This window comes from Pseudomonas sp. B21-053, assembly GCF_026016365.1.
GTDB classification, from domain to species: domain Bacteria; phylum Pseudomonadota; class Gammaproteobacteria; order Pseudomonadales; family Pseudomonadaceae; genus Aquipseudomonas; species Aquipseudomonas nunensis.
In genome coordinates this window covers 7,102,761-7,123,501 of record NZ_CP087205.1, presented here as the reverse complement: position 1 = coordinate 7,123,501, position 20,741 = coordinate 7,102,761, and the positions used below count along the sequence as shown (strand labels likewise).

The window sequence follows — 20,741 nt, the reverse complement described above, 5'->3', positions numbered from 1 at the left end:
GGATATCCCCTAAGTTGAAAGCCGGTGAGGCAAAAACAAGCGGCCATTGTAGCGGCCAGACGCCCACTTATCCACATGCAGGTTGCGCACAGGGCATGATTTATCAACGCGTTAACTGACAAAAAGACGACCGACGGTATGTGCATAAGCTCTGTGGATAACCGCGCATGAGGGCACTGGACAAGTGGGGGGTAAACTCGGTGGATAACTGGCCTGTGGATAACTGGGCATTCCACACACAGCTTATCCGACAGCGCAGCACAGGCTGACCACCGTTTTCCACCGTAGTTGTCATTCTCTGTACAGCACGACTTAGAAGGGCTTAAGGCAGTTATCCACAGAAGATCGTGCCCCTAGCTTTTATAAGCTTTACAGAAAAGCTTTAAATAATTCCCTTCTTTATTTCTATATCTAGCGAAGGGGGGTCGAACGAGAAAACCGCTGGAGATCTATTTATAAGGAAACGCTGGTTGGAAATTGACCTAGAGGCTTGCTTTCTCTAGAATCCCCGGTCTCTTAAAACGGGGGCCATTCCGGCCCGTTGTGGACGAACCAGGTAACACGACAATGAAACGTACTTTCCAACCAAGCACTATCAAACGCGCTCGTACCCACGGTTTCCGTGCTCGCATGGCTACCAAAAACGGTCGCGCCGTCCTGTCGCGTCGCCGCGCCAAAGGTCGTGCGCGTCTGGCAGTTTGATAATCCGGCACTGGAGGTGAGTCAGGACTTCAGTCGGGACAAGCGTTTGCTTACGCCCCGGCATTTCAAAGCAGTCTTTGACTCCCCTACCGGCAAGGTTCCGGGGAAAAACCTCCTGCTCCTTGCGCGCAACAACGATCTTGATCACCCCCGTCTCGGGTTGGTTATCGGGAAAAAGAGCGTAAAGCTCTCCGTCGAGCGCAATCGCCTCAAACGTCTGATGCGCGAATCGTTTCGCCTGAACCAGGATTCACTGGTCGGTTGGGACATTGTTATCGTCGCGCGCAAAGGTTTGGGCGACGTAGAAAACCCCGAATTGATTCAGCATTTCGGCAAACTCTGGAAGCGTCTGGCACGCAGCACGCCGGTACCAGCAGTCAAAACCGAAACTGTAGGGGTAGACAGTACCGATGCGTAAACTGGCACTCGTTCCGATCCAGTTTTATCGCTATGCCATTAGTCCCCTGATGGCCAGTCACTGTCGTTTCTACCCCAGTTGTTCCTGCTACGCGTATGAAGCCATAGAAAATCATGGCCTTCTGCGCGGTGGCTGGCTGGCCTTTCGTCGTTTAGGTCGCTGTCATCCGTGGAATCCCGGTGGTTATGACCCGGTTCCGCCTATCCCTACCTCCCGTTCTTCTTCGATGGCCGAGTAATCATGGATATCAAACGCACGATCCTGATCGTCGCCCTGGCAATCGTGTCCTACGTTATGGTTCTTAAATGGAACCAGGACTATGGCCAGGCTGCCCTGCCGACTCAGAATGTTGCTTCCAGTACTACCGCACCGGGCCTACCGGACACGGCGACTGGCAATAATGCTTCTGTCAGTGACGACATTCCACGCGCCGCAAGCGATACCAGTGCCACTGCACCTGCTGAAACGCCAGTAGCTGTAAGCAAAGACCTCATCCAGATCAAAACGGATGTGCTCAACCTGGCTATCGACCCACAAGGTGGTGATGTTGCCCAGTTGACGTTGCCGCTGTATCCACGTCGCCAGGACCATCCGGAAATTCCATTCCAGCTGTTCGATAACGGCAACGAGCGGACTTATCTGGCCCAGAGCGGTTTGATCGGCACCGACGGTCCAGACGCAAGTCCAACCGGTCGTCCGGTTTACGCCTCGGAGAAGAAGATCTACCAACTGGCTGACGGTCAGGACCAACTGGTCGTAGACCTGAAGTTCAGCAAGGACGGCGTTAATTACATCAAGCGTTTCACTGTGAAACGTGGCCTGTATGACGTAACCGTTTCTTACTTGATCGACAACGAAAGCGCCAAGCCTTGGTCGGGTGCGATGTTCGCCCAACTGAAACGTGACGCCAGCTCCGATCCTTCTTCCAGCACTGCCACCGGCACCGCGACTTACCTGGGCGCCGCCCTGTGGACAAGTAACGAGCCGTACAAGAAAGTGTCGATGAAGGACATGGACAAGGCTCAGCTGAAAGAAACCGTTAACGGTGGTTGGGTTGCCTGGTTGCAACACTACTTCGTGACCGCGTGGATTCCGGCGAAGGGCGAAAACAACGTCGTTCAGACCCGTAAAGACAGCAAAGGCAACTACATCATCGGTTACACCGCTCCGGCAGTGACCGTTGCACCGGGTGCCAAAGGTGAAGTCAGCGCTGTTCTGTACGCCGGCCCGAAAAGCCAGGCTGTGCTGAAAGAGTTGTCCCCAGGTCTGGAATTGACCGTCGACTACGGCATCCTGTGGTTCATTGCCCAGCCAATCTTCTGGCTGCTGCAACACATCCACGCGATTGTGGGTAACTGGGGCTGGTCGATCATTTTCCTGACCATGCTGATCAAAGGGCTTTTCTTCCCTCTGTCGGCTGCCAGCTACAAATCCATGGCGCGCATGCGTGCAGTGGCACCGAAACTGGCCGCGCTGAAAGAGCAACATGGCGACGACCGGCAGAAAATGTCCCAAGCCATGATGGAGCTGTACAAGAAAGAGAAAATCAATCCACTGGGCGGCTGCTTGCCAATTCTGGTGCAGATGCCGGTTTTCCTTTCGCTGTACTGGGTTCTGCTGGAAAGCGTTGAAATGCGTCAAGCGCCTTTCATGCTGTGGATTACTGACCTGTCGATCAAAGACCCGTTCTTCATTCTGCCGATCATCATGGGTGCAACCATGTTTATCCAGCAGCGGTTGAACCCAACGCCTCCGGATCCGATGCAGGCCAAGGTGATGAAGCTGATGCCAATCATTTTCACCTTCTTCTTCCTGTGGTTCCCGGCGGGTCTGGTGCTGTACTGGGTGGTCAACAACTGCCTGTCCATCAGCCAACAGTGGTACATCACTCGTAAGATCGAAGCTGCTACCAAAAATGCCGCTGCGTAACTTACTCTGTGGATAACCACTCAAAACGCCCCCTAGTGGGGCGTTTTGCTATCTGTCTCTTTTGTCTGGATACCGGTTTATGAGCGTTCCTCGTGAAACCATCGCTGCCGTCGCCACCGCTCAAGGTCGCGGCGGTGTGGGCATCGTCCGTATTTCCGGGCCGCTGGCGAGTGCGGCGGCCAAAGCCATCAGCGGTCGCGATCTGAAACCGCGGTATGCCCATTACGGCCCGTTCCTCAGTGAAAACCAAGAGGTGCTGGACGAAGGCATCGCCCTGTATTTCCCGGGGCCGAACTCGTTTACCGGCGAAGATGTGCTGGAACTCCAGGGCCACGGTGGCCCGATCGTGCTGGATATGTTGCTCAAGCGTTGCCTGGAACTCGGTTGCCGACTGGCCCGGCCAGGTGAATTCAGCGAACGCGCCTTCCTCAACGACAAACTCGACCTGGCCCAGGCCGAGGCGATTGCCGATTTGATCGAGGCCAGTTCTGCACAGGCTGCACGTAATGCCCTGCGTTCCTTGCAAGGTGCGTTTTCCCAGCGTGTGCATAACCTCACCGAGCAATTGATCGGCTTGCGTATCTACGTCGAAGCCGCCATCGACTTCCCGGAAGAAGAAATCGACTTCCTCGCCGATGGCCACGTGCTGAGCATGCTCGACAAAGTCCGTGACGAGTTATCCACAGTCCTTCGCGAAGCCGGGCAGGGTGCCTTGTTGCGCGATGGGATGAATGTAGTGATCGCCGGGCGTCCGAATGCCGGCAAATCCAGTTTGTTGAATGCCTTGGCCGGCCGTGAAGCAGCGATCGTTACCGAGATCGCCGGCACCACCCGGGATATTCTTCGCGAACATATCCACATCGATGGCATGCCGTTGCACGTCGTCGATACCGCTGGCTTGCGCGATACCGATGACCAGGTTGAAAAAATTGGTGTCGAGCGCGCGTTGAAAGCCATCGGCGAAGCGGATCGGGTGTTATTGGTGGTGGACGCCACTGCACCGGAAGCCCTTGATCCGTTTGCCTTGTGGCCAGAATTCCTGGAAACCCGGCCAGATCCGGCCAAAGTCACGCTGATCCGCAACAAGGCTGACCTGACGGGCGAAGCGATTGCCCTGGAAGTCAGTGACGATGGCCATGTCACCATCAGCTTGAGTGCCAAGTCAGCGGGCGAGGGCCTGGAGTTGCTGCGCGAGCACCTGAAAACCTGCATGGGCTACGAGCAGACCTCGGAAAGCAGTTTCAGCGCACGCCGGCGCCACCTGGAGGCGTTGCGACATGCCAGTGCTTCCCTCGAACACGGCCGAGCGCAGCTGACGCTCGCAGGTGCCGGTGAGCTATTGGCTGAGGATTTAAGGCAGGCGCAGCATTCATTGGGCGAAATCACCGGTGCTTTCAGCTCCGATGACTTGCTGGGACGAATCTTTTCGAGCTTCTGTATCGGCAAATAACGAACAGGGCTGTGGGTAACTTATCCACAGCCCTGTTTATTTTTACCAGTTGTAAGAGACCGAACCTAGCAACGTGCGGGTTTCACCCCAGTAGCAGCGACCCGCATCGTTACAACCAGACACGTATTCTTTGTCGAAGAGGTTCTTCGCATTGAGGTCGACGGTCCAGTTGCGGTCAATCTGGTAGCCGATCGCGGCATCCACCAAGGTGACATCGCCGGCATCGAGCTTCCCGTAAAGGGTGGGCGATGTGTAGGCGAACGCACTGTCGAAGTAGCGCACGCCCCCACCGACATACAGGCCCTTGAGACTGCTTTCCAGGAACCGGTATTTGGCCCAGACCGAAGCCTGGTTACGCGGCACGCCGGTCATTTGGTGATCCTTGACCAGGGACGTCGCCGAATCCTTGGTAATCCGCGCATCGGTGTAGGTGTAGGCAGCGGTCACATTCAGGTTGGGTGTCAGATTGCTGTTGAGTTCCAGCTCCACACCTTTGGAGCGGCTTTCACCCACTTGGCGATAGCTGGCGGTGGTTGCGTCGAAATAGGTGTCGTCCTTTTTGCGCAAGTCGTAGACCGACGCAGTGAACGCCGTGTCCCAACCCACCGGTTCATATTTCAAACCTACTTCGTATTGGCTGCTGGTGATCGGGTCCAGCGGCGCTCCGGAATTGGAAATCTGCTGCACCGGAACAAAGGCGGTGGAGTAGCTGACATACGGCGTCAGGCCGTTGTCGAACTGGTACATCACGCCGCCCTGATACGTGAACTTCTTGTCCTCGGAGCTGATGTTGCTGCCCCTGGCCACTTTGTCGCGGAAGTCACTGTCGACCCAGTCCTGCCGACCACCCAACAGGAACAGCCAATGGTCGTACTTGCTCTGGATCTGGGCATAAGCGCCCTTCATCTGCTGTTCCAGCAAGGTGTTTTGCACCGCGATCGGCGTTGTTGGATCACGCAGGTAAACCGGGTTGTAGATATCAATCGGTCCAACCACGCCGGCATCCCAGTCCTGATTGAAGGACGTTCGGTCGAAACTTCCGCCGAACAGCACCGTGTTTTCCAGCCCGCCGAACTGGAATTTGCCTTCCAGCTGGTTATCCAGCGAGTAAACCATCGACTTATTGAAGCGATCGTAAGCCGTCACGTTCAAGCGCGTGCCAAAACCGGCGTTGTTCAGATTACCCGGCCAGGTTTCGTGGCGGGTGATGCGCGACTGCATGTACCGCGAGTTTTGCCGGAACTGCCAGTCGTCGTTGAAGCTGTGGGTAAATTCATAACCCGTGCTCCAGGTTTCCCGCTCGAAGGTGTTCCAGTCCGGATCACCGAGCATGGTGTCCTTGGATAACTTGCCGTTGGGGTTCGTCAGCAAAGTACCGGCGGCAGGTAGGCCGAGTTCCATGTTGGTGTGGTCTTTCTGGTAGTTGGCCAACAGGGTCAGTGTGTTGAAGTCGTCGAAATTCAGGGTCAGCGAAGGGGCGATATAAAGGCGATCGTCCGGTACGTGGTCGGTCTGGGTATCGGCGTTGCGGCCCAGCATGACGATCCGACCCTGGATGCTGCCCTCATCATTCAAAGGGCCGGAGACATCGACTCCCAGCTGACGCCGATTGTTGGAGCCATAACTCAGCTGCACTTCACCTTGGGGCGTTGCGGTAGGACGTTTGCTCACCAGATTGACCAGGCCGCCAGGCGCGTTTTCGCCATAAAGCAGTGAGGAGGGACCGCGGAAAATCTCGACGCGCTCCAACCCATAAGGTTCGGTGCTGGTGTCATACCGGTTGCCCTGAACACGCAGGCCATCGCGCAACAAGCCGTAGCCGTAATCCGTCGCGTTGAAACCGCGAATGAAGAACAGGTCACCGGCCAGGCTATCGCCAGCGGCGAAGGGTGGCGCGAAGATCCCCGGCACATAACCCAGCACATCGGTGAGGGTCTGGGACTTTTGATCTTTCATGCGCTGAGCGGTCACGACCGATACTGAACGAGGCGTTTCCGACAGCGGCGTGCTGGTTTTCGTACCGACCCGACTGTTCGCTGCCTTGTAGCCAACGTCGGCGGCGTAATCCAGGTTCATCTCATTTTGTTGCGAGCCCGTGATATTGGTCGGCCCGAGGACCAGCGAACCCGTCGCCGGTACGGGTTGCAGAATATAACTGCCCGGCGCCTGGGGCACCGCCTGCAACCCGGAACCCTGCAGTAGCATCTCGAACCCTTGTTCGATGGAATAGCTTCCGGCCAGTCCCTGGCTACGCATTTGACCCGTCTGCTGTGGCGAGAACGACAGAATCACATTGGCTGCAGAGGCGAACTGGCTCAGCGCGTTATCCAACGGACCGGCAGCGATGGCGTAACGCTGCACGGCGCTGGCGGCGACAGCACTGCTGGTGGTCAACATGCCACTCGCAGCCGTGGTCATCAACAAACTGTAGGCAATGCAATGGTGGGAAAAGCGCAGTCGGAACGTAGGAAGTCGCATGAATGGGTAAGCCCTGAAGGTGGCAAAGAGCCGCGTTTATCGCGATTACCTGTAGGGCCGTGTCAGGACTGAAAAAGATAACCCTGATCCAGATTTATTTTCCCAAGTGTCAGGCGGCCTGACTGATCGACACCCAGTAACGGGTGAAATATCGCACGCTGATCGGCAACGACGCTTGCAGGTTGGCGAGCACCGCGTCAGTCGAATCGAGGCGGAACGTACCGGAAACCCGCAATCGTGCAGCCCGTTCATCACATTGCAAGATCCCGGAGCGATAGCGCCCCAGTTCACGGATGACATCGCCCAGTGGTGCATCGAGCACGATCAACTGCCCGTTGATCCAGGCCGCTTCCGACAACTGATACGGATGAACCTTGCCGAGACTGTCATTGCTGAAGTCCACGGCTTCACCCGCATTCAACACACGCTCGCTGCCTGGCTGATCGGCGGGTTGGATGCTGACTCGATCTTCGAGCACGCCCACCCGGGTCGTTCCCGATAGCTGGTGCACTGAAAAACGTGTTCCCAGGGCTTGAACCCGGCCTTCGCGGGTTTCGACAAAGAACGGGCGCGTGTCTCCAAGCTTTCCGGTGCGGATCAGGATTTCCCCGGAGCGCAAACGGATCAGCCGTTGCTGGCCATCAAACAAGACATCGATGGCCGTGTTGGTGTTGAGGTGAATCTGGCTACCGTCAGCGAGTTCGATTTTTCGCCGTTGGCCGACCTTGGTTGAATAATCGGCCCACACATTGCCCAAGGCTGTGTGCTGTTGCACATTCCAGCCAACGTAACCCGTACCCGCGAGGATCAGCAAAAGCTTGAGCACTTGCCGGCGTTGCTGAGTAGAAGAGAGCGCGCGTCGCGTCAGGTCCCGGGGCATGGCGCCCAAGTGCCTTTGCAACTGTTCCATCTGGTTCCAGGCGGCGAGGTGCGCAGGGTTGCTATCGACCCAATGCTGCCAGGCTTGGCGTTGAGCCGGCGATGGCGGTTCACTCTGGAACTGCACATACCAACTGGCGGCCGCCTCGAAGACTTTACGATCAGGCGCGGCCGACATCAGAGGCCCGCCATGATCATGGAGCATTCCGTGAGGGCACGGATCATGTGTTTCTTCACCGTTGTCAGCGAAACCTTCAACTCAAGTGCGATCTGTTGATAAGTCAGCCCGTCGATCTGCGACAGCATGAAAATCCGCTGGGCCCTGGCACCGAGCCCGGCCAAGGCTTTATCCACAGCCACCAGGGTCTCGATGATCAGGGCTTTGTCTTCTTCACTAATGGCCGTCGCTTCGGGTCGCGCCGCCAGTGATTCGAGGTAGGCCACCTTTATGGCGTGCCGCCGATAGCGATCGATTACCAGGCCCCGCGCCACGGTCGCCAGATAATCCCGCGGCTCGCGAATCTGTGTGGCATTACGCGAACCGAGAATGCGCACGAACGTATCGTGTGCCACATCGGCGGCATCGCATGCGTCATGCAGTTTCCCCTTGAGCCATCCATACAACCAGGAATGGTGCTGCTCGTAGATGTGCTGAACGGCTGCCGTATGGGAGGGTAGGGACATAGGAGAAGGGGATGAGTTAATGATAATGGCTATTATTAGCTTCTGTTACGTCTTCTCACAATAGCCCTTGCCTACCAAGTATCGGCTCCTCGATAGGTCTTTTTTGAATCCGCTACGCGATGGATACCGGCCTTGCGCGAAATCTGGCTGCTCGCATTTCGGTGAAATGACACTTTTCTGTGGATTAAGCCCTGTGAATAAGTGCCACTAAGGGCAGTTGATAACAGGGCCTGAAAACTGAAGATAAACCCCTCTGTGGATAACCACCCCTTTCATCCACAGGCTTACACCGGTTATCCAAGGGTCTCGTTGGCACATGAACACAGGGTTTTGAATCTCTGTACATATTGAATATAAAGGCCTGTAGAGATCTATCCACAGAAATGGTGCTCAGTAGAAATAAACATAAAAACAAAGATTTAATAAATTTCTCTCTTTTTAATTTCTATAACCTCGACTTCTCCACAGCTGGTTAAATTTTGTGCAAAGGGTTCTTTAGGAAGGGCGAAGTCCCTATACTTGCCGACCAGGTCCAAAAACCTGTGGTCAACCTATTCCGGATTACCTAACTGAAGCAGGCACGAGGTGCGTGGTGGATTTCCCTTCCCGTTTTGAAGTGATCGTCATCGGCGGCGGTCATGCCGGTACCGAGGCAGCACTGGCGTCAGCACGTATGGGGGCAAAAACCCTGTTGCTGACGCATAACGTGGAAACCCTCGGTGCCATGAGTTGCAACCCTGCCATTGGCGGGATCGGCAAAAGCCACCTGGTCAAGGAAATCGACGCCCTCGGAGGCGCGATGGCCATGGCCACCGATAAGGGTGGTATCCAGTTTCGCGTGTTGAACAGCCGTAAAGGCCCGGCCGTACGAGCGACTCGTGCTCAAGCTGATCGGGTTTTGTACAAGGCCGCTGTCCGCGAAGCCCTGGAAAACCAGCCGAACCTGTGGATATTTCAACAAGCCGCTGATGATCTGATCGTCGAGCAGGAAACGGTGCGTGGTGTTGTTACCCAAATGGGTCTGCGTTTCTTCGCCGATTCCGTGGTGCTGACCACTGGCACCTTCCTCGGTGGACTTATCCACATCGGAATGCAGAACTATTCCGGCGGTCGCGCCGGTGATCCGCCATCGATTGCCCTGGCTCACCGTTTGCGTGAATTGCCACTGCGCGTTGGTCGCCTGAAAACCGGTACGCCGCCGCGTATCGACGGTCGTTCTGTGGATTTCTCGGTGATGACCGAGCAAGCAGGCGATACGCCGATCCCGGTGATGTCGTTCATGGGCTCGAAAGAGCAGCACCCGAAACAGGTCAGCTGCTGGATTACCCACACCAACGCCCGCACCCACGAAATCATTGCCGCGAACCTCGACCGTTCGCCGATGTATTCCGATGCCGGCTTGATCGAAGGCATCGGCCCGCGTTATTGCCCGTCGATCGAAGACAAGATCCACCGCTTTGCCGACAAGGAAAGCCATCAGGTCTTCATCGAACCGGAAGGTTTGACCACTCACGAGCTGTACCCGAACGGGATCTCCACATCCCTGCCGTTCGACGTGCAATTGCAGATCGTGCAATCGATTCGTGGCATGGAAAACGCGCACATCGTTCGCCCGGGCTACGCCATCGAATACGACTACTTCGACCCGCGTGACCTGAAGTACAGCCTGGAAACCAAAGTGATTGCCGGTCTGTTTTTCGCCGGGCAAATCAACGGCACCACCGGTTACGAAGAAGCCGGCGCCCAGGGTTTGCTGGCCGGGGCCAACGCCGCACTGCGTGCACAGGGCAAAGACGCCTGGTGTCCGCGTCGCGACGAGGCGTACATCGGCGTATTGGTCGACGACCTGATTACCTTGGGTACCCAGGAACCGTACCGGATGTTTACGTCCCGGGCCGAATACCGCCTGATCCTGCGCGAAGACAACGCTGATCTGCGCCTGACCGAAAAAGGTCGCGAACTCGGTTTGGTCGATGACGCACGCTGGGCAGCCTTCTGCAAAAAACGCGAAAGCATCGATCTGGAAGAGCAACGCCTGAAAAGTACCTGGGTTCGCCCGGGCACCGAGCAGGGCGATGCGATCTCCGAAAAATTCGGTACGCCGCTGACCCACGAATACAATTTGCTCAACCTCTTGAGCCGTCCGGAAATCGACTACGCTGGTCTGATCGCCGTGACTGGCGGTGGTGCAGAAGATCCACAGGTCGCCGAGCAGGTCGAAATCAAGACCAAATACGCCGGCTACATCGATCGCCAGCAAGATGAAATCGTTCGTCTGCGGGCCAGCGAAGATACAAAACTGCCTGTGGATATCGATTACACGAACATCTCCGGCCTCTCGAAAGAGATTCAGAGCAAGCTCGGTGCGACCCGTCCGGAAACCCTGGGCCAGGCGTCGCGCATCCCGGGCGTGACCCCGGCAGCGATTTCGCTGTTGATGATTCATTTGAAAAAACGCGGCGCGGGCCGTCAGTTGGAGCAAAGCGCTTGAGTTCGTTGGTCACCTCGCAACATGCAGAAGAGTTATCCACAGGTGCTCGCCAGCTCGGTGTCACACTGACAGAGACCCAGCACGCGTTGCTGCTGGGTTATCTGGCCCTGTTGATCAAATGGAACAAGGCCTACAACCTGACCGCCGTGCGCGATCCGGACGAAATGGTGTCCCGTCACCTGCTCGACAGCTTGAGCGTGATGTCCTTTGTGGAAAACGGCCGCTGGCTGGACGTTGGCAGTGGCGGCGGCATGCCCGGTATCCCGTTGGCGATCCTGTTTCCGGACTCCCAAGTGACCTGCCTGGACAGCAACGGCAAGAAAACCCGCTTCCTGACCCAGGTCAAACTCGAACTCAAACTGGATAACCTGCAAGTTATCCACAGTCGCGTCGAAGCTTTCCAGCCAGAACTGCCGTTCAACGGGATCATCTCCCGGGCGTTCAGCAGCATGGAAAACTTCAGCAACTGGACTCGCCACCTTGGCGACCGCGATACACGTTGGCTGGCAATGAAGGGCGTTCATCCCGCCGATGAGCTGGTAGCATTGCCGGCAGACTTCCACCTCGATAGCGAACACGCCCTGGCCGTACCCGGTTGCCAAGGCCAACGCCATCTGCTGATACTGCGCCGCACGGCATGATTGGGAACACAAGCAAGAATGGCTAAGGTATTCGCGATAGCGAACCAAAAGGGTGGTGTGGGCAAGACCACCACCTGCATCAACCTCGCAGCTTCCCTGGTCGCTACCAAGCGTCGGGTGCTGTTGATCGATCTCGATCCACAGGGCAACGCCACCATGGGTAGCGGTGTGGATAAACATGGCCTGGAAAACTCGGTCTACGACCTGCTGATCGGCGAATGCGACTTGGCCCAGGCCATGCATTTCTCCGAGCATGGTGGTTACCAGTTGTTGCCGGCCAACCGTGATTTGACGGCCGCCGAAGTGGTGTTGCTGGAAATGCAGATGAAGGAAAGTCGTCTGCGCAGCGCGTTGGCGCCAATCCGTGAAAACTACGATTACATTTTGATCGACTGCCCGCCGTCGTTGTCGATGCTGACACTGAACGCATTGGTGGCGGCCGATGGGGTGATTATCCCCATGCAGTGCGAGTACTTCGCGCTGGAAGGTTTGAGCGACCTTGTGGATAACATCAAGCGCATCGCCGAACTGCTGAACCCGAACCTGAAAGTCGAAGGCCTGTTGCGGACCATGTACGACCCGCGCCTGAGCCTGATGAACGATGTCTCGGCGCAGCTCAAGGAACACTTCGGCGAGCAGCTCTACGACACCGTGATTCCGCGCAACATCCGCTTGGCCGAAGCGCCAAGCTATGGCATGCCGGCGCTGGCGTACGACAAAGCATCGCGGGGCGCTATCGCTTATCTGGCATTGGCCGGCGAACTGGTTCGCCGTCAACGCAAAAACTCACGCACCGCCGCCGCTCAGGCAACTTAAGGAATCCCCATGGCCGTCAAGAAACGAGGTCTCGGACGTGGACTGGATGCACTGCTGAGTGGTCCGACTGTCAGCTCGCTCGAAGAGCAAGCGGTACAAGCTGATCAGCGTGAGCTGCAACACCTGCCCCTGGACCTGATCCAGCGCGGCAAGTATCAGCCGCGTCGGGACATGGATCCTCAGGCGCTCGAAGAACTGGCGATGTCGATCAAGGCCCAAGGCGTGATGCAGCCAATCGTGGTTCGCCCGATTGGCAGTGGTCGTTTCGAAATCATCGCCGGTGAGCGCCGTTGGCGTGCCAGCCAGCAGGCTGGCCAGGAAACCATCCCGGCGATGGTGCGCGATGTGCCGGATGAAACCGCTATCGCCATGGCGTTGATCGAGAACATCCAGCGCGAAGACCTCAATCCGATCGAGGAAGCGGTAGCGCTGCAGCGTTTGCAGCAGGAATTCCAGCTGACTCAGCAACAAGTTGCAGAAGCAGTAGGCAAATCCCGGGTAACCGTGGCGAACCTGCTACGCTTGATCGCGTTGCCGGAAGTTATCAAAACCATGCTGTCCCACGGCGACCTGGAAATGGGTCATGCACGTGCTTTGCTGGGTTTGCCGGAGAATCAACAGGTTGAAGGGGCGCGACATGTTGTCGCACGTGGGCTGACCGTGCGCCAAACTGAGGCACTGGTTCGCCAGTGGTTGAGTGGTAAACCGGAGCCTGTGGAACCTGCAAAACCGGACCCGGATATTGCCCGTCTCGAGCAGCGCCTGGCCGAGCGCCTAGGCTCTGCGGTGCAGATTCGCCACGGAAAGAAGGGCAAAGGGCAGTTAGTGATTGGCTACAACTCTCTCGACGAGCTTCAAGGCGTGCTTGCTCACATCCGCTGAAACATTTCCTCATGTAGCGCGCAGTCGGAAATCACTACCTGACAGTTGAATAGGGGCTGAACCGCCCCTATACTCTGCGCGCATTTTGTCGGCACAAATTATGCCAAGTTATTGAATTCTGGCAGCCGACCATTGGGGAGTAAAAGTGATGGAAACACGCACGCCAAACCGCTTGCCGTTCCATCGCCTGGCAGTTTTTCCGGTGTTAATGGCTCAATTTATCGTTTTGCTCATTGCCGCTTTGGCGCTGTGGCAATGGTACGGAGTCGTTGCCGGGTACTCAGGACTCTGCGGAGGCCTGATAGCCTTGTTACCCAATGTTTATTTCGCTCACAGGGCATTTCGGTTTTCCGGCGCCCGAGCAGCTCAAGCCATCGTCCGGTCTTTTTATGCTGGCGAGGCGGGCAAATTAATTCTGACGGCAGTGCTCTTTGCATTGACGTTTGCAGGTGTGAAGCCATTGGCGCCGCTAGCTGTATTCGGCGTCTTCGTGTTGACCCAACTGGTCAGCTGGTTCGCGCCCCTGCTGATGAGAACAAGACTTTCGAGACCTTAGGGCGTTTGAGGCAACCATGGCAGAGACAACCGCTTCGGGCTATATCCAGCACCACTTGCAGAACCTGACTTTCGGTCAGCATCCTACCGGCGGCTGGGGCTTTGCCCACACCGCAGCAGAGGCCAAAGAAATGGGCTTCTGGGCTTTCCACGTCGATACCCTCGGCTGGTCGGTCGCGTTGGGTCTGATCTTCGTTCTGATTTTCCGCATGGCGGCAAAGAAGGCGACTTCCGGTCAACCAGGTGCTTTGCAGAACTTCGTTGAAGTATTGGTCGAATTCGTCGATGGCAGCGTGAAAGACAGCTTCCATGGTCGTAGCCCGGTGATTGCACCGCTGGCACTGACTATCTTCGTCTGGGTCTTCCTGATGAACGCCGTCGACCTGGTTCCGGTCGACTGGATTCCTCAGCTGGCCATCCTGATCACTGGCGATTCGCACATTCCATTCCGTGCCGTATCGACCACTGACCCGAACGCTACCTTGGGCATGGCCCTGTCGGTGTTCGCGTTGATCATTTTCTACAGCATCAAGGTCAAGGGCATCGGCGGCTTCATCGGCGAACTGACCCTGCACCCGTTCGGCAGCAAGAACATCTTCGTTCAAGCCCTGCTGATCCCGGTGAACTTCCTGCTGGAGTTCGTGACACTGATCGCCAAGCCAATTTCCCTGGCACTGCGTCTGTTTGGCAACATGTACGCCGGCGAGCTGGTCTTCATTCTGATCGCTGTGATGTTCGGCAGTGGTCTGCTCTGGCTTAGCGGCCTGGGCGTAGTTCTGCAGTGGGCGTGGGCTGTGTTCCACATCCTGATCATCACCCTGCAGGCGTTTATCTTCATGATGCTGACCATCGTTTACTTGTCGATGGCGCACGAAGAGAACCATTAAGACCAGTCTCGACTAGTCTGATGTCCCACTCGGTCAAACGAGTGGGTGCCCGAACAGGGCTTATGAAACGATTTGTTTTACCGCTTTAAAATCTAAAAAACCTAAACCATACGACGTAAAAGTCGGGAGGAAAGATGGAAACTGTAGTTGGTCTAACCGCTATCGCTGTTGCACTGTTGATCGGCCTGGGCGCACTGGGTACCGCAATTGGTTTCGGCCTGTTGGGCGGCAAGTTCCTGGAAGGCGCAGCGCGTCAACCAGAAATGGTTCCAATGCTGCAAGTCAAAATGTTCATCGTTGCCGGTCTGCTCGACGCCGTAACCATGATCGGTGTTGGTATCGCTCTGTTCTTCACCTTCGCGAACCCATTCGTTGGTCAACTCGCTGGCTAATTACTCGAACCTTCGAGTAATTGGTGTGATGTGCAACGAACGAGCGAGGTGTTGGCGTGAACATTAATGCAACCCTGATTGGCCAGTCCGTTGCGTTCTTCATTTTTGTACTGTTTTGCATGAAGTTCGTGTGGCCTCCGGTCATCGCGGCTTTGCACGAACGTCAGAAGAAGATCGCGGATGGACTGGACGCTGCCGCCCGAGCAGCTCGCGACCTGGAGCTGGCCCAAGATAAAGCGGGTCAGCAACTGCGCGAAGCTAAGGCTCAAGCAGCTGAAATCATTGAGCAAGCCAAGAAACGCGGTAACCAGATTGTTGAAGAGGCTGTTGAAAAAGCCCGTATCGACGCTGACCGTGTGAAGGTTCAGGCTCAGGCCGAGATCGAGCAGGAACTGAACAGTGTCAAAGACGCGCTGCGTGCCCAACTGGGTAGCCTGGCAGTCTCTGGCGCCGAGAAGATCCTGGGTTCCACAATCGATCAAAACGCGCACGCGGAGCTGGTAAACAAACTGGCTGCTGAAATTTAAGCGAGGGCGATCATGGCAGAATTGACCACGTTGGCCCGACCTTACGCTAAGGCAGCCTTCGAGCACGCCCAGGCCCACCAGCAACTGGCCTCTTGGTCAGCCATGCTCGGCCTGGCTGCAGCAGTGTCGCAAGACGACACCATGCAGCGCGTGCTCAAGGCCCCGCGACTGACGAGCGCAGACAAGGCCGCCACGTTTATTGACGTGTGCGGCGACAAGTTTGATGCCAAGGCACAGAACTTCATCAACGTCGTTTCCGAAAACGACCGTCTCCCGCTTTTGCCGGAGATATCCGCTCTGTTTGACCTGTACAAGGCCGAACAAGAGAAATCGGTAGACGTTGAAGTGACCAGTGCTTTTGCATTGAACCAAGAACAGCAAGACAAACTCGCCAAGGTTCTCAGTGCACGACTCAACCGGGAAGTGCGCCTGCAAGTCGAGGAAGACAAATCCCTGATCGGGGGCATTGTCATCCGCGCCGGCGACCTGGTTATCGATGGCTCGGTTCGCGGCAAACTCGCGAGCCTTGCCGAAGCATTGAAATCTTGAGTTTGAAGGGGCAGCAGAGCAATGCAGCAACTCAATCCTTCCGAAATAAGTGAAATTATCAAGGGCCGCATCGACAAACTCGATGTGACCTCCCAAGCCCGTAACGAAGGCACAGTCGTCAGCGTATCTGACGGTATCGTGCGGATTCACGGTCTGGCCGACGTAATGTACGGCGAGATGATCGAGTTTCCGGGCGGCGTCTTCGGTATGGCCCTCAACCTTGAGCAAGACTCTGTAGGCGCCGTTGTATTGGGCTCCTACCAGTCTCTGGCTGAAGGCATGAGCGCCAAGTGCACTGGCCGCATCCTCGAAGTTCCGGTTGGTAAGGAACTGCTGGGTCGCGTAGTCGACGCACTGGGTAACCCAGTTGACGGCAAAGGTCCGCTGAACAACACCGAGACCGATGCGGTCGAGAAAGTTGCTCCAGGCGTGATCTGGCGTAAGTCGGTAGACCAGCCTGTACAGACTGGCTACAAGGCTGTCGATGCCATGATTCCTGTCGGCCGTGGCCAGCGTGAGCTGATCATCGGTGACCGTCAGATCGGTAAAACCGCTCTGGCGATCGACGCGATCATCAACCAGAAAGACAGCGGCATTTTCTGCGTCTACGTAGCGATCGGTCAGAAACAATCGACCATCGCCAACGTTGTTCGCAAGCTGGAAGAAAACGGCGCACTGGCTAACACCATCGTCGTTGCAGCGAGCGCTTCGGAATCTGCAGCACTGCAATTCCTGGCACCGTACTCCGGTTGCACCATGGGTGAATTCTTCCGCGACCGCGGTGAAGACGCGCTGATCGTTTATGACGATCTGTCCAAGCAAGCAGTGGCTTACCGCCAGATTTCCCTGCTGCTGCGCCGTCCACCAGGCCGTGAAGCTTACCCAGGCGACGTGTTCTATCTCCACTCCCGTCTGCTGGAGCGCGCATCCCGCGTTTCGGAAGAATACGTAGAGAAGTTCACCAACGGCGCAGTGACCGGCAAAACCGGTTCCCTGACCGCATTGCCGATCATCGAAACCCAGGCTGGCGACGTTTCCGCGTTCGTTCCGACCAACGTGATTTCCATCACCGACGGTCAGATCTTCCTGGAATCGGCCATGTTCAACTCCGGGATCCGTCCTGCTGTGAACGCCGGTGTTTCGGTATCCCGTGTGGGTGGTGCCGCTCAGACCAAGATCATCAAGAAGCTCTCCGGTGGTATCCGTACCGCTCTGGCTCAGTACCGTGAACTGGCGGCATTCGCCCAGTTCGCTTCTGACCTGGACGAAGCGACCCGTAAGCAACTTGAGCATGGTCAGCGCGTTACCGAGCTGATGAAGCAGAAGCAATACGCACCAATGTCGATCGCTGACATGGCGCTGTCGCTGTATGCCGCTGAGCGTGGGTTCCTGACTGACATTGAAATCGCCAAGATCGGCAGCTTCGAACAAGCGCTGATTGCTTTCTTCAACCGCGATCACGCCGATTTGATGGCGAAGATCAACGTGAAGGGTGACTTCAATGACGAAATCGACGCTGGCATGAAAGCCGGTATCGAGAAGTTCAAGGCCACCCAAACCTGGTAAGCCGCAGCGGGAGCCGCAAGGCTCCCGCTTGCTAACCTGATAGGTGTTACATGGCAGGCGCAAAAGAGATTCGCAGTAAGATTGCGAGCATCAAAAGCACGCAAAAGATTACCAGCGCCATGGAAAAAGTGGCGGTCAGTAAAATGCGCAAGGCACAAATGCGCATGGCTGCTAGCCGTCCTTACGCGGAGCGCATCCGCCAGGTTATTGGTCATTTGGCCAACGCTAACCCGGAATATCGCCACCCGTTCATGATCGACCGTGAAATCAAGCGTGTTGGTTATGTTGTGGTGAGCAGTGACCGTGGTCTGTGTGGTGGCTTGAACACCAACCTGTTCAAGGCCCTGGTCAAGGACATGGCGAAAAACCGTGAAAACGGCGTCGAGATCGATCTGTGTGTTGTTGGTAGCAAGGGTGCGGCTTTCTTCCGCAACTTCGGCGGTAACGTCGTAGCAGCTATCAGCCACCTGGGTGAAGAGCCATCGATCAATGATCTGATTGGCAGCGTCAAGGTGATGCTGGATGCCTACCTGGATGGCCGTATCGACCGTCTGAGCGTTGTGTCCAACAAGTTCATCAACACCATGACGCAGCAGCCTACCGTGGAGCAGTTGATTCCATTGGTGGCAACCCCGGATCAAGAACTCAAGCACCACTGGGACTATCTCTACGAACCGGACGCCAAAGAGCTGCTTGACGGCTTGATGGTTCGCTACGTGGAGTCGCAGGTCTACCAGGCGGTGGTCGAGAACAACGCGGCTGAACAAGCTGCGCGGATGATCGCGATGAAGAACGCTACCGACAACGCCGGTGATTTGATCAGCGATTTGCAGCTGATCTACAACAAGGCGCGTCAGGCTGCGATCACCCAAGAGATCTCGGAAATCGTCGGCGGCGCTGCCGCGGTTTAACGGTTCAAATATTCAGAGGATCCAGCTATGAGTAGCGGACGTATCGTTCAAATCATCGGCGCCGTTATCGACGTGGAATTTCCACGCGACAGCGTACCGAGCATCTACAACGCGCTGAAAGTTGTAAGCGCGGCTGAAACCACGCTTGAAGTTCAGCAGCAGCTGGGCGACGGCGTGGTTCGTACCATTGCGATGGGTTCCACCGAGGGCTTGAAGCGCGGTCTGGAAGTCACCGACTCTGGCGCAGCCATCTCCGTACCGGTCGGTAAAGCGACCCTGGGCCGGATCATGGACGTCCTCGGTAACCCGATCGACGAAGCTGGCCCGATCGACACCGAAGAGCGCTGGGGCATTCACCGTCCTGCGCCAACCTTCGCTGAACAAGCGGGCGGCAACGACCTGCTGGAAACCGGCATCAAGGTTATCGATCTGGTTTGCCCGTTCGCCAAGGGTGGTAAAGTTGGTCTGTTCGGTGGTGCCGGTGTAGGCAAAACCGTAAACATGATGGAACTGATCCGTAACATCGCCATCGAGCACAGCGGTTATTCCGTGTTCGCCGGTGTGGGTGAGCGTACTCGTGAGGGTAACGACTTCTACCACGAGATGAAGGATTCCAACGTTCTGGACAAAGTGGCACTGGTTTACGGTCAGATGAACGAGCCGCCGGGTAACCGTCTGCGCGTAGCACTGACCGGCCTGACCATGGCCGAGAAGTTCCGTGACGAAGGTAACGACGTTCTGCTGTTCGTCGACAACATCTATCGTTACACCCTGGCCGGTACTGAAGTATCCGCACTGCTGGGCCGTATGCCTTCCGCAGTAGGTTACCAGCCGACCCTGGCCGAAGAGATGGGTACTCTGCAAGAGCGTATCACTTCGACCAAAAACGGTTCGATCACCTCGATCCAAGCGGTATACGTACCTGCGGATGACTTGACTGACCCGTCGCCAGCGACCACTTTCGCCCACTTGGACGCCACCGTCGTTCTGTCCCGTGACATCGCTTCCCTGGGTATCTACCCAGCGGTCGATCCACTCGACTCGACTTCGCGCCAGCTGGATCCGAACGTGATCGGCCAGGACCACTACGACACCGCTCGCGGCGTTCAGTATGTTCTGCAGCGTTACAAAGAACTGAAGGACATCATTGCGATCCTGGGTATGGACGAGCTGTCGGAAGCCGACAAGCAGTTGGTAAACCGTGCTCGTAAGATCCAGCGCTTCTTGTCGCAACCGTTCTTCGTGGCTGAAGTCTTCACCGGTGCTTCGGGTAAATACGTTTCCCTGAAAGACACCATTGCTGGCTTCAAAGGCATCCTCAACGGTGACTACGACCACCTGCCAGAACAAGCGTTCTACATGGTCGGCGGCATCGAAGAAGCGATCGAGAAAGCCAAGAAACTGTAATCCCGGCGCCTGGCAACGGGCGCTAATTTAGGTTGAGGCAATCAGATGGCTATGACAGTCCATTGCGATATCGTCAGCGCGGAAGGGGAAATCTTTTCCGGCCTGGTCGAGATGGTGATTGCGCACGGTGCACTGGGTGATCTTGGTATCGCCCTGGGTCACGCGCCGCTGATCACTAATCTGAAACCAGGTCCGATCCGCCTGATCAAGCAGGGCGGGGAAACCGAGGTGTTTTACATCTCGGGTGGTTTCCTCGAGGTTCAGCCGAACATGGTCAAGGTTCTTGCCGACACTGTGCAACGTGCTGCCGACCTGGATGAAGCCTCCGCTCAGGAAGCCGTTAAGGCTGCCGAGAAGGCCTTGCATGAACGTGGCGCAGAATTCGATTACGGTTCTGCTGCCGCACGTCTGGCCGAGGCGACAGCTCAGCTGCGCACCGTCCAGCAGATCCGCAAGAAGTACGGCGGTTAATTCGTCATCGACTTGTTGTGCGATTGATTAAAAAGGGTAGCCTCGGCTACCCTTTTTTCTTTTCCGACTTTCATAAACTGGTCGCAGTTGCTGACCACCCAGGATT

The 20,741-nt window shown here is 56.3% G+C and carries 21 protein-coding genes; 18 read left to right on the top strand and 3 right to left on the bottom strand.

What is annotated here, in order from left to right; all coding sequences use genetic code 11:
* Nucleotides 1-567: 567 nt before the first annotated feature.
* From rpmH to mnmE, 5 genes are all read left to right on the top strand, one after another.
* Nucleotides 568-702: a 50S ribosomal protein L34 gene (rpmH, locus tag LOY68_RS32080; RefSeq protein WP_003213577.1), complete on the top strand. Its 135-nt coding sequence runs from the start codon at nucleotides 568-570 to the stop codon at nucleotides 700-702.
* 16 nt (nucleotides 703-718) lie between these two features.
* Nucleotides 719-1,120: a ribonuclease P protein component gene (gene rnpA, locus LOY68_RS32075; protein ID WP_054048735.1), complete on the top strand. Its 402-nt coding sequence runs from the start codon at nucleotides 719-721 to the stop codon at nucleotides 1,118-1,120.
* The gene (gene yidD / locus LOY68_RS32070; RefSeq protein WP_080761984.1) at nucleotides 1,113-1,358 is read left to right on the top strand and encodes a membrane protein insertion efficiency factor YidD; all 246 of its coding nucleotides are present in this window, start codon (nucleotides 1,113-1,115) and stop codon (nucleotides 1,356-1,358) included. Before rnpA ends, yidD begins: the two co-directional genes overlap by 8 nt.
* A gap of 2 nt (nucleotides 1,359-1,360) precedes the next feature.
* Entirely contained in the window at nucleotides 1,361-3,049 is a 1,689-nt protein-coding gene (yidC, locus tag LOY68_RS32065) for a membrane protein insertase YidC (RefSeq protein ID WP_054048137.1), read from the top strand.
* A gap of 79 nt (nucleotides 3,050-3,128) precedes the next feature.
* A complete protein-coding gene (mnmE, locus tag LOY68_RS32060; RefSeq protein WP_163910530.1) occupies nucleotides 3,129-4,499 on the top strand; it encodes a tRNA uridine-5-carboxymethylaminomethyl(34) synthesis GTPase MnmE in 1,371 nt (456 codons plus the stop codon).
* 42 nt (nucleotides 4,500-4,541) lie between these two features.
* On the opposite strand, the gene LOY68_RS32055 is transcribed toward mnmE, so the two are convergent.
* The 3 genes from LOY68_RS32055 to LOY68_RS32045 form a co-directional block, all read right to left on the bottom strand.
* On the bottom strand, nucleotides 4,542-6,977 hold the full coding sequence (locus LOY68_RS32055; RefSeq protein ID WP_265042298.1) for a TonB-dependent siderophore receptor: 2,436 nt from the start codon (nucleotides 6,975-6,977) through the stop codon (nucleotides 4,542-4,544).
* A gap of 109 nt (nucleotides 6,978-7,086) precedes the next feature.
* Complete coding sequence (locus tag LOY68_RS32050) at nucleotides 7,087-8,034, bottom strand: FecR domain-containing protein (RefSeq protein WP_163910532.1); 948 nt, start codon at nucleotides 8,032-8,034, stop codon at nucleotides 7,087-7,089.
* On the bottom strand, nucleotides 8,034-8,540 hold the full coding sequence (locus tag LOY68_RS32045) for a sigma-70 family RNA polymerase sigma factor (RefSeq protein ID WP_163910533.1): 507 nt from the start codon (nucleotides 8,538-8,540) through the stop codon (nucleotides 8,034-8,036). Before LOY68_RS32045 ends, LOY68_RS32050 begins: the two co-directional genes overlap by 1 nt.
* Before the next feature lie 592 nt (nucleotides 8,541-9,132).
* On the opposite strand from LOY68_RS32045, the gene mnmG reads away from it, so the two are divergent.
* The 13 genes from mnmG (at nucleotide 9,133) to LOY68_RS31980 (ending at nucleotide 20,635) form a co-directional block, all read left to right on the top strand.
* Nucleotides 9,133-11,031, top strand: coding sequence for a tRNA uridine-5-carboxymethylaminomethyl(34) synthesis enzyme MnmG (mnmG, locus tag LOY68_RS32040; RefSeq protein WP_054048147.1), 1,899 nt, complete (start codon nucleotides 9,133-9,135; stop codon nucleotides 11,029-11,031).
* Nucleotides 11,028-11,672: a 16S rRNA (guanine(527)-N(7))-methyltransferase RsmG gene (gene rsmG, locus LOY68_RS32035; RefSeq protein WP_054048149.1), complete on the top strand. Its 645-nt coding sequence runs from the start codon at nucleotides 11,028-11,030 to the stop codon at nucleotides 11,670-11,672. Before mnmG ends, rsmG begins: the two co-directional genes overlap by 4 nt.
* Before the next feature lie 18 nt (nucleotides 11,673-11,690).
* Nucleotides 11,691-12,488 carry a ParA family protein gene (locus LOY68_RS32030; protein ID WP_054048151.1) on the top strand — a complete coding sequence of 266 codons (798 nt, stop codon included), beginning with the start codon at nucleotides 11,691-11,693 and terminating at the stop codon, nucleotides 12,486-12,488.
* A gap of 9 nt (nucleotides 12,489-12,497) precedes the next feature.
* Complete coding sequence (locus LOY68_RS32025) at nucleotides 12,498-13,370, top strand: ParB/RepB/Spo0J family partition protein (RefSeq protein ID WP_054048153.1); 873 nt, start codon at nucleotides 12,498-12,500, stop codon at nucleotides 13,368-13,370.
* Between the two features lie 148 nt (nucleotides 13,371-13,518).
* Nucleotides 13,519-13,926 carry a F0F1 ATP synthase subunit I gene (locus LOY68_RS32020; RefSeq protein ID WP_054048155.1) on the top strand — a complete coding sequence of 136 codons (408 nt, stop codon included), beginning with the start codon at nucleotides 13,519-13,521 and terminating at the stop codon, nucleotides 13,924-13,926.
* Between the two features lie 16 nt (nucleotides 13,927-13,942).
* Nucleotides 13,943-14,812, top strand: a complete 870-nt coding sequence (gene atpB / locus LOY68_RS32015) for a F0F1 ATP synthase subunit A (RefSeq protein WP_163910536.1) — start codon at nucleotides 13,943-13,945, stop codon at nucleotides 14,810-14,812.
* Nucleotides 14,813-14,946: 134 nt separating this feature from the next.
* On the top strand, nucleotides 14,947-15,204 hold the full coding sequence (gene atpE / locus LOY68_RS32010) for a F0F1 ATP synthase subunit C (protein ID WP_002555987.1): 258 nt from the start codon (nucleotides 14,947-14,949) through the stop codon (nucleotides 15,202-15,204).
* A 56-nt stretch (nucleotides 15,205-15,260) separates the two neighbouring features.
* On the top strand, nucleotides 15,261-15,731 hold the full coding sequence (locus LOY68_RS32005; RefSeq protein WP_007948090.1) for a F0F1 ATP synthase subunit B: 471 nt from the start codon (nucleotides 15,261-15,263) through the stop codon (nucleotides 15,729-15,731).
* A 12-nt stretch (nucleotides 15,732-15,743) separates the two neighbouring features.
* The gene (locus tag LOY68_RS32000) at nucleotides 15,744-16,280 is read left to right on the top strand and encodes a F0F1 ATP synthase subunit delta (protein ID WP_054048159.1); all 537 of its coding nucleotides are present in this window, start codon (nucleotides 15,744-15,746) and stop codon (nucleotides 16,278-16,280) included.
* Between the two features lie 21 nt (nucleotides 16,281-16,301).
* A complete protein-coding gene (gene atpA / locus LOY68_RS31995; protein ID WP_054048162.1) occupies nucleotides 16,302-17,846 on the top strand; it encodes a F0F1 ATP synthase subunit alpha in 1,545 nt (514 codons plus the stop codon).
* Between the two features lie 50 nt (nucleotides 17,847-17,896).
* Nucleotides 17,897-18,757 (top strand): F0F1 ATP synthase subunit gamma, encoded by an 861-nt coding sequence (atpG, locus tag LOY68_RS31990; RefSeq protein ID WP_054048164.1) that lies wholly within the window; start codon nucleotides 17,897-17,899, stop codon nucleotides 18,755-18,757.
* A 27-nt stretch (nucleotides 18,758-18,784) separates the two neighbouring features.
* A complete protein-coding gene (atpD, locus tag LOY68_RS31985) occupies nucleotides 18,785-20,164 on the top strand; it encodes a F0F1 ATP synthase subunit beta (protein WP_008155715.1) in 1,380 nt (459 codons plus the stop codon).
* Nucleotides 20,165-20,209: 45 nt separating this feature from the next.
* On the top strand, nucleotides 20,210-20,635 hold the full coding sequence (locus tag LOY68_RS31980) for a F0F1 ATP synthase subunit epsilon (RefSeq protein ID WP_054048166.1): 426 nt from the start codon (nucleotides 20,210-20,212) through the stop codon (nucleotides 20,633-20,635).
* Nucleotides 20,636-20,741: the final 106 nt, after the last annotated feature.

What these genes read in the sequence shown, in the direction of transcription:
- atpA (WP_054048162.1), top strand. Translation starts at nt 16,302, where the DNA reads ATGCAGCAACTCAATCCTTCCGAAATAAGTGAAATTATCAAGGGCCGC.
- yidC (WP_054048137.1), top strand. Translation starts at nt 1,361, where the DNA reads ATGGATATCAAACGCACGATCCTGATCGTCGCCCTGGCAATCGTGTCC.
- LOY68_RS32020 (WP_054048155.1), top strand. Translation starts at nt 13,519, where the DNA reads ATGGAAACACGCACGCCAAACCGCTTGCCGTTCCATCGCCTGGCAGTT.
- atpB (WP_163910536.1), top strand. Translation starts at nt 13,943, where the DNA reads ATGGCAGAGACAACCGCTTCGGGCTATATCCAGCACCACTTGCAGAAC.
- LOY68_RS32055 (WP_265042298.1), bottom strand. Translation starts at nt 6,977, where the DNA reads ATGCGACTTCCTACGTTCCGACTGCGCTTTTCCCACCATTGCATTGCC.
- LOY68_RS31980 (WP_054048166.1), top strand. Translation starts at nt 20,210, where the DNA reads ATGGCTATGACAGTCCATTGCGATATCGTCAGCGCGGAAGGGGAAATC.
- atpD (WP_008155715.1), top strand. Translation starts at nt 18,785, where the DNA reads ATGAGTAGCGGACGTATCGTTCAAATCATCGGCGCCGTTATCGACGTG.
- LOY68_RS32045 (WP_163910533.1), bottom strand. Translation starts at nt 8,540, where the DNA reads ATGTCCCTACCCTCCCATACGGCAGCCGTTCAGCACATCTACGAGCAG.
- atpE (WP_002555987.1), top strand. Translation starts at nt 14,947, where the DNA reads ATGGAAACTGTAGTTGGTCTAACCGCTATCGCTGTTGCACTGTTGATC.
- yidD (WP_080761984.1), top strand. Translation starts at nt 1,113, where the DNA reads ATGCGTAAACTGGCACTCGTTCCGATCCAGTTTTATCGCTATGCCATT.
- mnmE (WP_163910530.1), top strand. Translation starts at nt 3,129, where the DNA reads ATGAGCGTTCCTCGTGAAACCATCGCTGCCGTCGCCACCGCTCAAGGT.
- LOY68_RS32000 (WP_054048159.1), top strand. Translation starts at nt 15,744, where the DNA reads ATGGCAGAATTGACCACGTTGGCCCGACCTTACGCTAAGGCAGCCTTC.
- atpG (WP_054048164.1), top strand. Translation starts at nt 17,897, where the DNA reads ATGGCAGGCGCAAAAGAGATTCGCAGTAAGATTGCGAGCATCAAAAGC.
- rpmH (WP_003213577.1), top strand. Translation starts at nt 568, where the DNA reads ATGAAACGTACTTTCCAACCAAGCACTATCAAACGCGCTCGTACCCAC.
- LOY68_RS32025 (WP_054048153.1), top strand. Translation starts at nt 12,498, where the DNA reads ATGGCCGTCAAGAAACGAGGTCTCGGACGTGGACTGGATGCACTGCTG.
- LOY68_RS32030 (WP_054048151.1), top strand. Translation starts at nt 11,691, where the DNA reads ATGGCTAAGGTATTCGCGATAGCGAACCAAAAGGGTGGTGTGGGCAAG.
- LOY68_RS32050 (WP_163910532.1), bottom strand. Translation starts at nt 8,034, where the DNA reads ATGTCGGCCGCGCCTGATCGTAAAGTCTTCGAGGCGGCCGCCAGTTGG.